The organism is Bradyrhizobium tunisiense (genome assembly GCF_042263385.1).
GTDB classification, from domain to species: Bacteria; Pseudomonadota; Alphaproteobacteria; order Rhizobiales; family Xanthobacteraceae; genus Bradyrhizobium; species Bradyrhizobium tunisiense.
On the sequence record NZ_JBHLEV010000006.1, the window covers coordinates 1 to 13,791 of the forward strand.

Consider the following 13,791-nt stretch of genomic DNA (forward strand, 5'->3'; position numbering starts at 1 on the left):
CGCCTTCGCGGGGAATGACAGCGTTCCTTGGAGAACGGGCTGCCGCCTCACACTCAGCCTCTCGCAATGACGTCGTTGGGAGAGCATGCGCCACTTCGCTCTCGTGCCCCGGACGCAGCGAGGCGCCGCTTTGGCGGTGCGGCTTGTCCGGGACACCGGCGCTTCAATGACCGCGCCTCATCCCCTCATCCGCGACCACCTCCGGCGCCATCGCCGCCCATGCGCTCGAGGCGAACTGGCGTCGCCACGTCACGACCACCACGGCCGCCGTGGTGACGAACAGCAGCCAGGGGCTGACGAACCAGCCGAGATAGCCGAGTGCGAAGAAGAAGGCGCGCTGGCCGCGGTTGAAGTGGCGGCCGGCGGATTCGAACAGGCGCGAGGTGCGGATCACATGGGCTTCGGCCTCAAGTGTGTCGCGCTGGTCCGCCGGCGGCATGCCGCCGAACAGGATCGCGACGTAATTGAACAGGCGATAGGCCCAGGCGAACTTGAAGAAGGCGTAGACGCAGATCAGCACGAGGCCGACGCATTTCAGCTCCCACATGGCCGGCGAGGTGCTGAGGTCGATCGGCAGCTTGCTCAGAATCGTGATGGCGTCGTTGGTGGCGTGCAGCAGCGCCAGCGCGCCGCCGAGCGCGAACAGGCTGGTGGAGGCGAAGAAGGCGGTGCCGTTCTGAAGCGAGGTCATGATCTGCATGTCGACCATGCGGGTGTCGCGGTCGAGCAGGCGGCGCACCCAGACCTCGCGATAGCGGTTCATGCGCGCCGATAGACTGTCGCGGCCATAGGCCGAATGCTCGAGCGTCAGCGCATAGACCAGCCATTCGATGATGAAGAAGCCGACGGCGGCGATGTCGACCCAATGCCTGCTCATGTCTGTCTCCTGGCGAGGACCGCAACGATTGCCACGCATGGCAGTATGCGGCAACGATTGATTGGCGGCAGGCGATGGCGTTAAAAGCGGCTCCTCTAAGACGTCTCGGGAAGGACTGACGACATGGCTGCGTTGAAACTCGCGATCGGCAACAAGAACTACTCGTCATGGTCGATGCGGCCCTGGCTCGCGCTGCGCGCCAACGACATCCCGTTCGTGGAGACGCTCATCCCGCTCTACACCGATAATCCCGCGGACAAGGAGCAGATCTTGTCCTTCAGCCGCGCCGGCAAGGTGCCGGTCCTGGTCGATGGCGACGTCACGGTGTGGGATTCGCTCGCCATCATCGAATACGTCGCCGAGCGCTATCCGGAAGTGAAGCTGTGGCCGGACGACGTCGCCGCGCGCGCGCATGCCCGATCGGTGTGCGCCGAGATGCACTCCGGATTCGTGGCTCTGCGCAACGAATGCGGCATGAACCTGCACCGGCCAGTGCGGGCCGTGACGCTGTCCGCGGACGCCAAGGCCAACGTCGCGCGGATCGAGGAGATCTGGCGCGAGTGCCGCACGCGCCATGGCGCGGCGGGTCCGTTCCTGTTCGGGCGCTTCGGTGCGGCGGACGCGATGTACGCGCCGGTCGTGCACCGCCTGCGCACCTACGCGATCGACGTCGCGCCGGACACCAGGGCCTACATGGAGACGATGATGGCGCTGCCGGCGTTCCAGGAATGGACCCGCGAGGGGCAGGCCGAAACGCTGGTCATTGCAAAATTCGAGGATGCCTGATCGTCAGGTCTGACGGAGGCCGCCGCCCGGCGGCCTCACAGTCCAGAAGTGACCGGAGCCGCGGATCAAGTGGGGCTGCGACCGACCTGCGACACACCGCTCTGAACGCGCGGCGCCGGCGGTATCATCGGCCCGCCGGTTCCATCGCTATCATTCTGAAAAGACTGCGAGATTTGCGTGTTTGCCATGCGGGCATGGCGCTGGCCAAAACCGCCGGCCGCATGCTATACAGCGCGTGGGTTTCCGGCCGGCCGTCGCAGTGGGACCATGGGCGAGGCAGGCGTTGTTTGAGTGGAGAGGGTGTTGAAGCACAAATTCCCGATTGGAACGCGCGTATTGTTCACGGCCAGCAACGTCGCGCGCCCCGCTGCCAGCGGTTCGTATGAGGTCATCCGTCTGCTGCCGACCGACGGCGACGACTGCCAGTACCGGATCAAGAGCTCGACCGAAGCCTTCGAACGCGTCGCGAAGGAAAGCCAGCTCGCGCTCTCCTAGAGATCGACGTCATCAGCGCATTCGCGCCTCCTGCGGAATTGTGTCCTGCCGCCGTTAAAAGGCCCGCTTCACCTTCAAAAGGTGAGCCGGGGCAGTTACCGGCTCGCGGTGCTCGCTTGACCATTCGCTCTCTGCTCGCGTGAGGGGACGTCGCGCATGAACTGGGCATGGGCCACTTCGCTCGACCAAATCTGGCGCTCGCCGGCCTTTCCGATGTGGATGACGCTGGCCGCTGCCGGATTCTTCGGCTTGATCCTGCTGATCACGCTGCTGCGCGCCGATAGGTCGGTCGCCAACGGCGCGCTGACCGTGATCACGCTGCTGTCCATCGCGATCGCCGGAGCTGCCACCGTGCGCATCTATGGCCCGGCGGGGCACGACTCCCCGACCGAGGCGCGCGCGCAAGGTGCTGTCGTCGCGAGCCTGCCGGCGCTGTCCTGCCTCGACGACCTCGCCGGCGATGCCGTCGCCATTGGCTGCGAGAGGGCGCTGTTCGGCTCGCCGGACGCTGCGGCTGCGGCCGTGTCCTACACCGCGGCCCGGATCGACCGGCTGACCGCACTCGGTGATTCCGCGACCGCCGAGAAGAGCCTGACGGCGGACATGAAGGCCGCGCGCAAGGCGCTGGAGCGCGACCGCTACGGCCTCGTGGCGCAGGTGCTGGTCGCGCGCGACGGCTGCACGCAGTTCGACTGCGCCGCGTTCCGCGCGCTGACCGACCAGCAGCAGGTCGCCGCCAACATGGAGTCCCATCTCTACGACACGCTGGTCGCGCGCCATGCGCCGACCTGGAACGCGCCTGCAGCGGTGCCGCCGATGCCGGCCAATGCGGCGCTCGCTGGGCTGCCGCCCTCGATGCCGACGGGCAAGCCGACCAATGCGGAGTTCCCGAGCGCCTTGTCGACGCCGCCTGTGAGCATCATGAATCCGGAGCCCACGGCGACGACGCGGCAGGCTGCGCCCGCCGCAAACGCAGCGCCGGCGCCGCGCGCGCCAGCGGCTGCCTCCGCACAAGCACCGGCGCCCGCGGCACCACCGGCCGCGAAGAAACCGCCGGCCCCCAAGGCCGCGCGCGCCCCCGCAGCGCCGGTTCCGCTCGCGCCGCCACCGGCCACGGCGGCCGCTCCCGCGGCTGCGGATAACGAGTAGATCGGCATTCCAAATGCGGTGCTGCCCGGCTAATGCTTGGGCATGCCGCTACATCTGATCAAGCTCGCCGTCGGCTGCGACTCCGTCAAGGAATTGAAGGAGTGGATCGCCGAACGGATGCAGACCGCGAAGAAAAAGGGTCTGCCGCAACATCACATCCACATCACCCGCATGGTGCCCAAGCGCGACGCCGAAATCCTCGCGGGCGGGTCGCTCTATTGGGTGATCAAGGGCGAGATTGCCGCGCGCGAAAAGATCATCGGTATCGAGCCGTTCCGGGACAAGGACGGCATCGGGCGTTGCCGCATCGTGATGCAGCCGAAGGTGATCTCGGTGTCGCCGCGGCCGATGCGCCCGTTCCAGGGCTGGCGCTACCTCACCGACGATTCCGTGCCGTCCGATCTCGGCAAATCCGCCGCCGGCTCGATCGCGGCGATGCCGGAGCCGATGCGGCGCGAATTGCGCGATCTCGGGCTGCTCTAAACTCCGATATTGTCGATCAGCCGGGTGTTGCCGAGCTTGGCCGCGACCAGGATCCGCAAGGGGCCGTCCTCGCGCGAGGCGGCTGGCGCCAGCGTCTCGGCATGGCGGATCTCGTAATAGTCGAGCGCTAAGCCCGCCGCCGTGATCATCTCGGCGCCGCCGGCCATCGCAGGCGCCACGGCATCGCCGGCCTTGATCCGCTGCGCGCTCGCTTTCATGGCACGGTAGAGGACGGTGGCGGTCTGCCGCTCCTCGGGCGACAGATAGACGTTGCGCGAGGACATCGCGAGCCCGTCGCGCTCGCGCACCGTGCGCGAGCCGATCACCTTGACGCCGAGGTCGAGGTCGCGCGCCATCTGCGTCACCACCCGCAACTGCTGAAAGTCCTTTTCGCCGAAGATCGCGAAGTCCGGCCGGACTTGCGTAAACAGCTTGCCGACGACGGTGGCGACGCCGCCGAAGAAGTGCGGGCGGAAACGGTCCTCGAGGCCGGCGAGCGCCGGTCCCTCCGGCACGATTCGGGTGGCGAAGCCGCCGGGATACATCGCCTTGACGTCCGGATGCCAGACGACGTCGACGTCCTCGGCCGCGAGCTTGGCGATGTCGGCCTTCCAGGTGCGCGGATAGGCGCCGAAATCCTCGGTCGGGGCGAACTGGGTCGGGTTGACGAAGATCGAGACCACGACGCGGCTGGCGCGCCGCTTGGCGAGGCGGACGAGGGACACATGCCCGTCATGAAGGGCCCCCATGGTCGGGACCAGTGCGATCGTGGCCTTTCGCTTGCGAAGATTGTCGACGGCGCGGCGCAAGGTCGGGACCGTGCGGACGATCAGGGGGCTTGATGACATCGGGACTCGGTAGGTTGGGAAGCGGCGCGGCACGATGCGGCGCCCGGGGCGGCTAACCTTAACAAGCAGGGATCGTGGACGCCATGCACCCGGATGCGGCACAGCGTTCTCCGCAAGCTGGCGCACGACATCGCAACATTGTGGGCTGTATCACAGACGAAGATTGGCGCCGCTATTCATGATGGACAACGGCGCAGTACGATTTGCATAACCCGTCACGCATTTCACTTGACCGTGGACGCGGTCAACTCGAAGATATTCACCAGGGGTGTTGAGGATCGCCATGCTTGTGCAGGCTAGCCAAGGCCAATCCGGCTCGGCGCATGTGGTCGTGCTCGGCAACGAGAAGGGCGGCTCCGGCAAGTCGACCACCGCCCTGCACATCGCGGTCGCGCTCCTGAAGGCCGGCCAGCGCGTCGCCACCATCGACCTCGACTGCCGTCAGCAGAGCTTTACCCACTACATCGGCAACCGTTCTGCCTGGGCGCGCCGCACCAAGCTCGACCTCGAATTGCCGGTACATCGCTGCATCAAGCTCGGCGAGACCATGCAGATCGCCGAGAACGAGAATTCCGAGTTCCAGCAGTTCATGGAGGCGGTCTCGGCAGTCGAGAGCAGCTTCGACTTCATCGTCATCGACACGCCCGGCACAGACAGTTACCTCATGCGGCTCGCGCACTCGATGGCGGACACGCTGGTCACGCCGATCAACGACAGCTTCCTCGATTTCGACGTGCTCGGCACCGTCGATCCCGCGAGCTACGCGGTGACGGGCGAGAGCCACTACGCCGAGATGGTGCGCGACGTCAGGCGCAAGCGCCGTCAGCTCGACGGTTCGACCACCGACTGGATCGTCGTGCGCAACCGCCTGTCGATGCTCGGCTCCCGCAACAAGCAGCTCGTCGCGGAGGGGTTGAAGGATCTGTCGCTGCGGCTCGGCTTCCGCTACGTCGACGGCTTCGCCGAACGCGTGGTCTACCGCGAATTTTTCCCGCGCGGCCTCACCGCCCTCGACGAGATCGACGAGGCCACGCTGGGCATGCGGCCCAATCTCGGCCATCTCACCGCGCGCGAAGAGGTGACGAGCCTGCTTCGCCAGCTCAAGCTGCCGCTCGACGAGCGCGGCCGCCGCCGCGCCGCCAACCGGGCCGAGTGGTTCAACCAGATCGACAAGCCGCTCGAAGTCCACGACATTCTGGGCGCCTGAGGCGGTATAAAGCTACTTTCGACTGGGTTTCAATGCTGGGTTCCCGCTGGAACCGTGGCCGCGTTCGGCCGTTTTCATCCTGCGTTTACCGCGAAATTGAACCCGATCGAGACGGATTGCGTCCGATAATGAGCTGCACCTGACGTAGCCACAGAACAACAACGAGGTGCCCAGAAAAGGTGTGCGGCGCACAATGAAAGGGCGGCTGGTTCACAATATTTGGCCTTCCTGTCACGCGCCTGTGACATATATTAGCGAATAGGCGACCAGAGGACGCAGAGCCTCGGAAGAACACGATTTTCAACAGGGATTCAGGCCGCAAGAGCCTGAGGCTGAGGACGAAAATGAAGCGTGGAATTGCCGTTCTGGTTTCGGTCAGTGCTCTCTGCGGCATCGCCTATTTCACGGCGAGCAAGTGGGCGATCAAGCACGAGACCATCACTTTCTACGACGCTTCGCGCGACAACCGTCCGGTCCCCGTCCAGATCGCGGTGCGACGCGACAAGGAAATGCAGGCCAATGCCGGCATGGTTACGCTGCCGGTCGCCGTGATCAATCACGGCAACACTGTCAAGAACACAGAATACGGCTTCCTCGCCAACATCTTCGCTGCGCGCGGCTACATGGTCGTGAGCCCGCAGCACGATCTGCCGACCGATCCTCCGATGGTCACCAAGCCTGGTGAGCTCTATGTCGGCCGGCTGCCGCAGATCCTGCGCGGTGTCGCCAACATCCATCTCGCCATGCAGGAGATGAAGAAGGTTCAGCCCAACGCCGACTACGCCAAGGTGACGATGGTCGGCCACTCCATGGGCGGCGACATCACGATGTATTTCGCCAAGCAGTATCCGGATGAGGTCAAGAAGGTCGTCACGCTCGACAATCTGCGCGTGCCCTTCGTCACCGCGGGCAAGTTCAAGATCCTGTCGTTCCGCTCGCAGGATCCGCAGTTCAAGGCTGATGCGGGCGTGCTCCCGACCGACGAGGAATGCGAGAAGGCCGGTATCCAGGTCGTGAAGACCGAGTTTCAGCACAACGACATGCGTGACACCGGTCCGGACGTCGCCAAGAACTCGATCCAGAGCATGCTCGACAAGTTCCTGAGTTCGACCGATAGCGAGATCGCGCCGGTCGATACGCAAACGTCGCCGCCGAACATTCTCGAGCCCGGCCCGGTTGCGCTGATGGCGCCTGCCAAGGGCTGATGCTTAGGAGCGGGCGGCGTAAGAGCTGCCGCCTCCCTGATCGCCGGTCACGATTGTCAAAGCCTCCGCCGGTCGCCGCCCGCGGGGGCTTTGCACATTGACCGGGGTGCCTGCGCTGACCACATTAGCCGCTCACGCAGGGCCGAGGGATGTCGGGCGAACCTATCAAGCCGAGCCGCGGCGATGCCGTCTCGGCGCACGCAGGCGGCGCGGTGCCGCAGGCCGGAACGTCGACCGCGGAGGACATTGCCGCTTTCGTCGCCAAGGCGCGGGCGCTGTCCCCCCATGCGCCGGGCGCGAAGGGGCGGCTGATCTTCGCATTGGATGCGACGTTGAGCCGGCAGCCCACCTGGGACATGGCCTGCGCGCTTCAGGCCGACATGTTTCGCGAGACCGCGGCACTGGGCAGTCTCGATATCCGGCTCGTCTACTATCGAGGCTTGAACGAGTGCCGCGCAACGGGCTGGATCTCCGACAGCACGAGGCTGGCGGCGTTGATGAGCAAGATCGATTGCCGCGGCGGCGACACCCAGATTGGCAAGGTGCTGAGCGAGGTGCGGCGCGAAGCGATCGCATCGGGCGTGCGCGCCGTCGTCTTCGTCGGCGATGCCATGGAGGAGAACGTCGACGAGCTCTGCGCCAAGGCCGGCGAGCTCGGCATGCTGAATGTCCCAGTGTTCGTGTTTCAGGAAGGACATGACGCGGTCGCCGAGCAGGCCTTCCGCGAGATCGCGCGCCTGACCGGCGGCGCCTGGTGCCGGTTTGATCCGGGCGCGGCGGCGCAGTTGCGCGAGCTGCTCCGGGCGGCCGCGGCCTATGCCGCCGGCGGACGCGCGGCATTGTTGAAATTGGCGCAGACCGCGAGCGGAGCGGCCAGGCTGATCGGTCAAATGAAGTAGCACTCAGGCCGTCGCGGCTCGCAGCGGGGCCTTTGCCATGCATTTTGACGCGAGGGTGACTATATTCCGGTCATGACCCTGATCGCCGGCGCTGTCGCTGTTATCACGCTTTACCTGCTGCTCCAGATGTTCCGCGCCGCCAACCCGGCGGCGTTGGCGCGCGCCATCAGGTTCGGTGGCGGCGTGGTGGCGCTGGCGGTCGCAGCATTCACGGGCTTGCGGGGCGAGCTGGCTGTGGCGATCCCGCTGGGGATTTTCGGCGCCGGGCTGCTGGGTTGGAAGCCGCTGGCAAACGCCGGCTTTGGCAATGTCGGGGGGCTGTTCGGCGGCGGTGCTGCACCCGCGTCAGGCCAGGCCTCACGCGTGCGCTCGCAATTCCTGGACATGCGGCTCGACCACGACACCGGCCAGCTAGGCGGGCAGATCGTCGCCGGGCCTCACGCCGGGCGCGATCTCGGCGAGTTCGATCTCCCTGGCCTGCTGGCAATGGTCCCGACATTCGACGCCGAGAGCGTGGCCCTACTTGAAAGCTATCTGGACCGCCGGTTTCCCGCTTGGCGTCAGAACGCGCAGGGCGATGCGGCAGGGGGGCAGCGCCGCACGGCGGCGAGCGGCAAAATGACGGCGGAGGAGGCCTATCAGATCCTTGGCCTGCAGCCGGGGGCGGGGCGCGACGACATCAGCCGGGCGCACAAGTCCCTGATGAAGAAACTCCATCCCGACCAGGGGGGCTCGAACTATCTCGCTGCCCGTGTAAACGAGGCCAAGGATACTCTGCTTCGTACGCATAACGGCTAACTCCGGCACCACGCTACAAACGCCCGTACCGCGTGAACTCCGCTTGCTCCGTTTGCCGTCGCCCCGATGCCCGCCATTGTCGGCGTGGTCGATCCCTTGAGGAAAGTTTTAACCGTAATTTATTGACGAGAGGTTGTCGCGGAACAGCCTTGTCATGAACAGCGCCCGTGTGACCGCGCCCCCAAAACGAAAAATGCCCGCGATAAGCGCGGGCATTTCGTCTCGAACGGGGAAGGAGATCAGTTGCGGACGGTGATGCAGGAGATCTCGGCGCGCTTCAGGGTGCGACAGACGGCTTCGGCCTGGTCGCGCTCGAGGCCGGCGAAGCGGGCGCGGTAGAGCTTGCGATTGTCTTTGGCGACGACAGGCTCGGTGAACGGATCGGCCTTGCTGAGCAGACCGCGGGCCGAGCTGCGCGCGGCATCGATGCGCTGCTGGGCTTCGTTCTCGCTTTCGAGCGCGCCGACCTGGACGATCCAGCCGCTGTGGGTGACGACCGGCTTGGTGGTGGCGCTCATCTGGACCGGCGTCGGATCGGCGGAGGCGAGCTTCGGACCGGCCGGGGCGGGCGCGGCGGCCGTTGCGGCCGGCAGCACCCCGAGGATACCGTTGCCGGAGCCGAAGCCAACCGGCTGCCTTGGCAATTCGGTGCGGGCGATCTCGGCCTTCGGGGCTTCCGGCTGGCTGACGATCTCGGGCTTGTTGATGAGATCGGCCCGGGCGACGACGGCGCCGGAGGTTTCCGCGACGTCGGAACGGGACGGAATGGCGTTGGTGACCGGCGGGGCGACGTGGGTGGGGGTGGCGGAGGCGACCTTCACGGCGCCGGCCTTGACCTGAACCGTCTTCACCCGAACCGGCTTCATCGGCTCGGACGAGCCGGGGATGATGGCGAGCGGCTGGCTCGAGATCACGCCATTGGTGAGCGGCGCGGGTTCGATCCTGGACTCCGTCGGCCGAACCTCGGGTTTGGACTGGGCCGGCGGCACCGCGGCGGTCGCGGCTGCCAAAGTCGACAGACGCGCCGCGAGACGCGATTGGACGGTCTCGGGAGCAGGAGCGGCCGGAACCTGCGCCGCTGGCCGTGCCGGAGCATCCGATGCGTCGGCGAGCGCGGCATTGGCGTCAGTGCCGTTACGTTCGGTGACCGCGACAACGGTGTGGGTGGTCGCGCCCTTTTCGAGATTTTCGGCGAGCAGGTTGCGCATGATGGCATCGCGCGAGCCGCCGCTGCGGCCGCCGAGCACTACGCCGATCAAATGGCGGTTGCCGCGGCGCATCGAGCTGACGAGGTTGAAGCCGGAGGCGCGGGTGTAGCCGGTCTTGATGCCGTCCACGCCCTCGACGCTGCCGAGCAGGTGATTGTGATTGCGGATCGACTGTCCACGCCAGTTGAACGTCGAGGTTGCGAAATAGCGATAGTAGCGCGGGAAGCGCTCCTGGATGGCGCGGCCGAGCGTGGCCTGGTCGCGCGCGGTCGTGACCTGCTCGTCGTTGGGAAGGCCGTTGGCGTTGCGGTAGACGGTCTTGGACATGCCGAGCGCGCGGGCCTTGCGCGTCATCATCTGGGCGAAGTCGTCCTCGTCGCCGGCGATTGCTTCGGCGATCACCACCGCGGCGTCGTTGGCGGAACGGGTGACGAGGCCCTTGATGGCATCCTCGACACGGATGGTCTGGCCGGCACGCAGGTTCAGCTTGGTCGGATCCTGATCGGCGGCATGCTTGGACACCGGCATCTCGGTGTCGAGTTTCATCTTGCCGGATTCGAGGCGCTCGAACAGCAGATAGAGCGTCATGATCTTGGTCAGCGAGGCGGGGTGGCGGATCGCGTCGGGGCTCGTTGCCTGCAGCACCGCGCCGGAATTGCCGTCGACGATGATCGACGCGAATTTCGAACTCGAGGTGTCCGACACATCGCGCTGCACCTTGTGGTGCGCGTAGTGGCGGCGATGGCGCCGCGCCTCCGCGGCGTCGGTGGTGAAGATGACCGCGGCGGTGACCGTAAGAAGCCCAAAAACGCCAACCCGCGCCAAGCGCGAGGAAGACAAGTTTTTACGAAGCATGGAACCCCGTCCCCGTTTCTGACTAGATCACCGGCTCGTGAGGCGAAATTGTGCCCAATGGACCCGGGATCATTACCTGCTCAGGCTGTCCCTCCGCTGGTGTTCACCGCGGAGGACGTTTAGCCTGAGCCGCTATTCTGGCTAAGGTGATGTTCTCAAACGGCTTTTGACCGTCTGCGGAAGTTGAACACGTCCAGGGAATCAGGGTAGGGGGCCGGGGTTTCCAAAAGCTTAAGGAACTATTGCGGGAAACCCCGGGAATCTCGGCGATTTGCGTCAATTTTTGTGCGTCGCACAATATTGTTGACTTTTTTGTGCGTTGCACTAATTGTGGGCAGAGTCAGGGAGCCGGGGCTTCCCGACAAGAGCCAGGGAAAAGGATTCCGAAATGTTCAAGGTTGAAGACTTTCAGAACTACGGGAAAGAGCACTTCGAGCAGTACGTCGCCTCCGCGACCTCGGTGCAGCACGGCCTCCAGGCGATCGCCAGCGCCTATGGCGATTATACGAAGAAGTCGTTCGAAGACACCAAGTCCTTCGTCGAGAAGCTTTCCGGCGTGAAGTCGCTGGACAAGGCCATGGAAGCGCAGACCGACTTCGCCCGTTCCTCCTACGAGACCTTCGTTGCGGAATCGCAGAAGATCGCCGGCCTCTACAGCGACCTCGCCAAGCAGGCGTTCAAGCCGGTCGAGACCATCGTGTCGAAGTTCACCCCGGCCGCCCAGTAACGTTTTCAGGACATCCTGGAATCGAAAAGCCCGGCTGAACCAGCCGGGCTTTTTGTTTGCGCGCGGTCAACCGGTCAGGTCAGCGTGCCACGCGGAGCTTCGACAGCGAGGTGCCGATGTCCTTGAACACCGAGACGGTCTGGCTGGCCGAGGTGACCAGATAGAACTTGTCGGTGCCGCTGGCGCAGTATTGCAGCACGCTCGAGGTCGGGTCGCTGCCGGTGTTCACCTGCACCGCATAGATCGTGATGTTCTCGGCCTTGGCGTTGTCGCACAGCTTCTTCTGTCGCGCGTCGATCTGGGAAGCATTGCTGTACCAGCGGTTCTGCGTGTTCAGTCCGTCGGACAGGAGCACGATCGCGTCCTTGTAGGTGTAGTTCGGATCCTTGGCCGGCGCATTCATGGGATTGCCGGTCGACAACGTCATCCAGCCCCAGGCGAGGCCGATGCCCTGGTTGGTGTTGCCGGTCGGCTTCATGGCATCAATGCGGCTCTTGAGCGAGCTCCAATCGTAGCTGAGCGGCATGACCGGTTGCAGATAGGACGAGCTGCCGGAGTTGCAGTAGGAATACTGCTCGGCAGGGAAGAGCGTCCCCGTATTGCCGCTCGTCGGCGTGGTGTTCTTGGTGTCGTAGTCCTGGTCGCGATCGGTCACGCAACCGTTCCAGGTGTTGCGGCTGGCCGGCGTCCAATTCCATTTGTTGCAGTTCCAGTTGTTGCCTGCGCTGCAAGTCCAGCTGCCATTGGCCGCATCCCAATCGCTGAAATCGATCCAGCCCTTGTCGTAGTTGCCGGCGCCGACATTGACGTCCTTGGCGAACGGAACGATCGAGACGTAGACGTCGCCATCGGCCTTCGCGAGCTTACTGAGCTGATCGACCAGGTTCTTGGCGGCCGTCTGCATCGCCGGCATCTTGCCGTCCTGGGCCATGGAGCCGGTGTTGTCGAGCACCAGGGCGACGCGCATGCGGACGTTGCCCCAGGCGCTGGTGGACGTGGTGCCGATGCCGAGTGTCGGAAAGCCGGCGATCTTCATGAAGGTCGTCGTGTAGGTGCCGGTGCCGGTGAGCTGGATCGTGGAGCCCATGCTGGTGCTTGCCGTGTAGGTGGCCGCGACGCTCACCGACGGCAGGGTGGCGGTGCCGGTAAACAGCGCGTTGAAATAGGCTTGTGCCTTCGTGTCGATCTGCGACGTGGTGATGGTGCCGGACGACAGATCCTTGGAGAGCATCAGAGTGGCGGAGTCGAGGGCCGCCTGCATGGACGTGCGGGCCTGGGCGGCGCGGCTGTAGTCCACCGCCGCACCGACCATGCTCAGGACCGGGACCAGCGCGATGGCGAAGATCATCGCGACATTACCTTGCTCGGCCGCCGCGAAGCGGGCGAGCCGTCGGCCGATCCGGCTGACAAGCGGCGAGTGAAACATGACGATCCCCGAAATCCGTGGTTTTGCCCGATTTCGCGCCATGCCATTGAATGCCTGGTAAATTGCACCGTAGAAGTCCGGGATATCCCGGTCGAAAGGTCGCAATCGTGTTAAATAACCGGGTTCCTGGTGAACATATTCCAACGGGCGCAGCGGAAATTTTTGTCAAATCGGTCCGGGTTGATTAACCTTGGCTGGATCGCCCGGACCGGGAATCGGGGCTGCCGTGGCCACCTCGGCCGAGTTTTTGCGCGCTTGCGGCGAGCCGGGGGCGGGCCCATATTGCTGACGAACGATCCGGCTTGGACCCGGATTTGTCGGGAGCGGCGATCCACAAGGCGGCGCGCCTGCGCCAGGCTCCGAAGGGCGGGGTCGCGCGGTGACCGCCATTCGCTTCCGTGGGGAACTGAACGCCTGAGCCATGCCGCAATTGACTTCCAGACTCGAACTGTCCGCGCCAGCCGCTGCCTACGCTCCTCGCATGAGCAATGACGAGAACCGTTCGGGCAACCCCTCGGGTCCGAATACTTCGGTCATCACCAAGGTCAAGCCCAAGACCAAACGGCCGAACCTCTACCGCGTGCTGATCCTGAACGACGACTACACGCCGATGGAGTTCGTCGTCCACGTGCTGGAGAAATTCTTCAACAAGGACATCGAGGCCGCGACCAAGATCATGCTGCATGTCCACCATCATGGCATCGGGGAGTGCGGCGTGTTCACCTACGAGATCGCCGAGACCAAGGTGACGCAGGTGATGGATTTCGCCCGCAAGCACCAGCATCCGCTCCAATGCGTGATGGAAAAGAAGTAGTCGCCGTTCAAGTC

Annotated in this window: 14 protein-coding genes; 10 read left to right on the forward strand and 4 right to left on the reverse strand. The window is 64.8% G+C overall.

Features of this window, described 5'->3' with window-relative positions; translation table 11 throughout:
• Nucleotides 1–163 precede the first annotated feature (163 nt).
• The gene (locus tag ACFDR6_RS24595; RefSeq protein ID WP_317243728.1) at nucleotides 164–877 is read right to left on the reverse strand and encodes a DUF599 domain-containing protein; all 714 of its coding nucleotides are present in this window, start codon (nucleotides 875–877) and stop codon (nucleotides 164–166) included.
• 123 nt (nucleotides 878–1,000) lie between these two features.
• Between ACFDR6_RS24595 and ACFDR6_RS24600 the strand changes: the two genes are divergently transcribed.
• The 4 genes from ACFDR6_RS24600 to ACFDR6_RS24615 all read left to right on the forward strand — a co-directional run bounded on the left by ACFDR6_RS24600 (nucleotide 1,001) and on the right by ACFDR6_RS24615 (nucleotide 3,790).
• Nucleotides 1,001–1,663 (forward strand): glutathione S-transferase family protein, encoded by a 663-nt coding sequence (locus ACFDR6_RS24600; RefSeq protein WP_317243729.1) that lies wholly within the window; start codon nucleotides 1,001–1,003, stop codon nucleotides 1,661–1,663.
• A gap of 303 nt (nucleotides 1,664–1,966) precedes the next feature.
• Nucleotides 1,967–2,158 (forward strand): hypothetical protein, encoded by a 192-nt coding sequence (locus ACFDR6_RS24605; RefSeq protein ID WP_026202495.1) that lies wholly within the window; start codon nucleotides 1,967–1,969, stop codon nucleotides 2,156–2,158.
• Between the two features lie 156 nt (nucleotides 2,159–2,314).
• On the forward strand, nucleotides 2,315–3,307 hold the full coding sequence (locus tag ACFDR6_RS24610) for a hypothetical protein (protein ID WP_375859835.1): 993 nt from the start codon (nucleotides 2,315–2,317) through the stop codon (nucleotides 3,305–3,307).
• Nucleotides 3,308–3,349: 42 nt separating this feature from the next.
• Nucleotides 3,350–3,790, forward strand: a complete 441-nt coding sequence (locus ACFDR6_RS24615) for a DUF1489 family protein (protein ID WP_212089486.1) — start codon at nucleotides 3,350–3,352, stop codon at nucleotides 3,788–3,790.
• Here the strand turns inward: ACFDR6_RS24615 and panC are convergent.
• Complete coding sequence (panC, locus tag ACFDR6_RS24620; protein ID WP_375859836.1) at nucleotides 3,787–4,638, reverse strand: pantoate--beta-alanine ligase; 852 nt, start codon at nucleotides 4,636–4,638, stop codon at nucleotides 3,787–3,789. The two genes, ACFDR6_RS24615 and panC, sit on opposite strands and share 4 nt — an antisense overlap.
• 283 nt (nucleotides 4,639–4,921) lie before the next feature.
• Here panC and ACFDR6_RS24625 point away from each other — a divergent pair, with 283 nt between their 5' ends.
• From ACFDR6_RS24625 to ACFDR6_RS24640, 4 genes are all read left to right on the forward strand, one after another.
• Nucleotides 4,922–5,845 (forward strand): division plane positioning ATPase MipZ, encoded by a 924-nt coding sequence (locus ACFDR6_RS24625; protein WP_212089490.1) that lies wholly within the window; start codon nucleotides 4,922–4,924, stop codon nucleotides 5,843–5,845.
• Nucleotides 5,846–6,189: 344 nt separating this feature from the next.
• Nucleotides 6,190–7,050, forward strand: coding sequence for an alpha/beta fold hydrolase (locus tag ACFDR6_RS24630; RefSeq protein ID WP_317243732.1), 861 nt, complete (start codon nucleotides 6,190–6,192; stop codon nucleotides 7,048–7,050).
• 149 nt (nucleotides 7,051–7,199) lie between these two features.
• Nucleotides 7,200–7,949 carry a VWA domain-containing protein gene (locus ACFDR6_RS24635; protein ID WP_212089494.1) on the forward strand — a complete coding sequence of 250 codons (750 nt, stop codon included), beginning with the start codon at nucleotides 7,200–7,202 and terminating at the stop codon, nucleotides 7,947–7,949.
• A 72-nt stretch (nucleotides 7,950–8,021) separates the two neighbouring features.
• Nucleotides 8,022–8,747, forward strand: coding sequence for a DnaJ domain-containing protein (locus tag ACFDR6_RS24640; protein ID WP_375859837.1), 726 nt, complete (start codon nucleotides 8,022–8,024; stop codon nucleotides 8,745–8,747).
• Between the two features lie 239 nt (nucleotides 8,748–8,986).
• Here the strand turns inward: ACFDR6_RS24640 and ACFDR6_RS24645 are convergent, their stop codons facing one another.
• Entirely contained in the window at nucleotides 8,987–10,810 is a 1,824-nt protein-coding gene (locus ACFDR6_RS24645) for a serine hydrolase (protein ID WP_375859838.1), read from the reverse strand.
• A 388-nt stretch (nucleotides 10,811–11,198) separates the two neighbouring features.
• Here ACFDR6_RS24645 and ACFDR6_RS24650 point away from each other — a divergent pair, with 388 nt between their 5' ends.
• Nucleotides 11,199–11,537, forward strand: a complete 339-nt coding sequence (locus ACFDR6_RS24650) for a phasin family protein (protein ID WP_028143975.1) — start codon at nucleotides 11,199–11,201, stop codon at nucleotides 11,535–11,537.
• A gap of 79 nt (nucleotides 11,538–11,616) precedes the next feature.
• Here the strand turns inward: ACFDR6_RS24650 and ACFDR6_RS24655 are convergent, their stop codons facing one another.
• Entirely contained in the window at nucleotides 11,617–12,963 is a 1,347-nt protein-coding gene (locus ACFDR6_RS24655) for a TadE/TadG family type IV pilus assembly protein (protein WP_375859839.1), read from the reverse strand.
• 481 nt (nucleotides 12,964–13,444) lie between these two features.
• Between ACFDR6_RS24655 and clpS the strand changes: the two genes are divergently transcribed.
• Nucleotides 13,445–13,777: an ATP-dependent Clp protease adapter ClpS gene (gene clpS, locus ACFDR6_RS24660; protein WP_026202494.1), complete on the forward strand. Its 333-nt coding sequence runs from the start codon at nucleotides 13,445–13,447 to the stop codon at nucleotides 13,775–13,777.
• Nucleotides 13,778–13,791 lie beyond the last annotated feature (14 nt).

What these genes read in the sequence shown, in the direction of transcription:
- ACFDR6_RS24610 (WP_375859835.1), top strand. Translation starts at nt 2,315, where the DNA reads ATGAACTGGGCATGGGCCACTTCGCTCGACCAAATCTGGCGCTCGCCG.
- ACFDR6_RS24650 (WP_028143975.1), top strand. Translation starts at nt 11,199, where the DNA reads ATGTTCAAGGTTGAAGACTTTCAGAACTACGGGAAAGAGCACTTCGAG.
- clpS (WP_026202494.1), top strand. Translation starts at nt 13,445, where the DNA reads ATGAGCAATGACGAGAACCGTTCGGGCAACCCCTCGGGTCCGAATACT.
- ACFDR6_RS24615 (WP_212089486.1), top strand. Translation starts at nt 3,350, where the DNA reads ATGCCGCTACATCTGATCAAGCTCGCCGTCGGCTGCGACTCCGTCAAG.
- ACFDR6_RS24655 (WP_375859839.1), bottom strand. Translation starts at nt 12,963, where the DNA reads ATGTTTCACTCGCCGCTTGTCAGCCGGATCGGCCGACGGCTCGCCCGC.
- panC (WP_375859836.1), bottom strand. Translation starts at nt 4,638, where the DNA reads ATGTCATCAAGCCCCCTGATCGTCCGCACGGTCCCGACCTTGCGCCGC.
- ACFDR6_RS24595 (WP_317243728.1), bottom strand. Translation starts at nt 877, where the DNA reads ATGAGCAGGCATTGGGTCGACATCGCCGCCGTCGGCTTCTTCATCATC.
- ACFDR6_RS24645 (WP_375859838.1), bottom strand. Translation starts at nt 10,810, where the DNA reads ATGCTTCGTAAAAACTTGTCTTCCTCGCGCTTGGCGCGGGTTGGCGTT.
- ACFDR6_RS24640 (WP_375859837.1), top strand. Translation starts at nt 8,022, where the DNA reads ATGACCCTGATCGCCGGCGCTGTCGCTGTTATCACGCTTTACCTGCTG.
- ACFDR6_RS24625 (WP_212089490.1), top strand. Translation starts at nt 4,922, where the DNA reads ATGCTTGTGCAGGCTAGCCAAGGCCAATCCGGCTCGGCGCATGTGGTC.
- ACFDR6_RS24630 (WP_317243732.1), top strand. Translation starts at nt 6,190, where the DNA reads ATGAAGCGTGGAATTGCCGTTCTGGTTTCGGTCAGTGCTCTCTGCGGC.
- ACFDR6_RS24600 (WP_317243729.1), top strand. Translation starts at nt 1,001, where the DNA reads ATGGCTGCGTTGAAACTCGCGATCGGCAACAAGAACTACTCGTCATGG.
- ACFDR6_RS24635 (WP_212089494.1), top strand. Translation starts at nt 7,200, where the DNA reads ATGTCGGGCGAACCTATCAAGCCGAGCCGCGGCGATGCCGTCTCGGCG.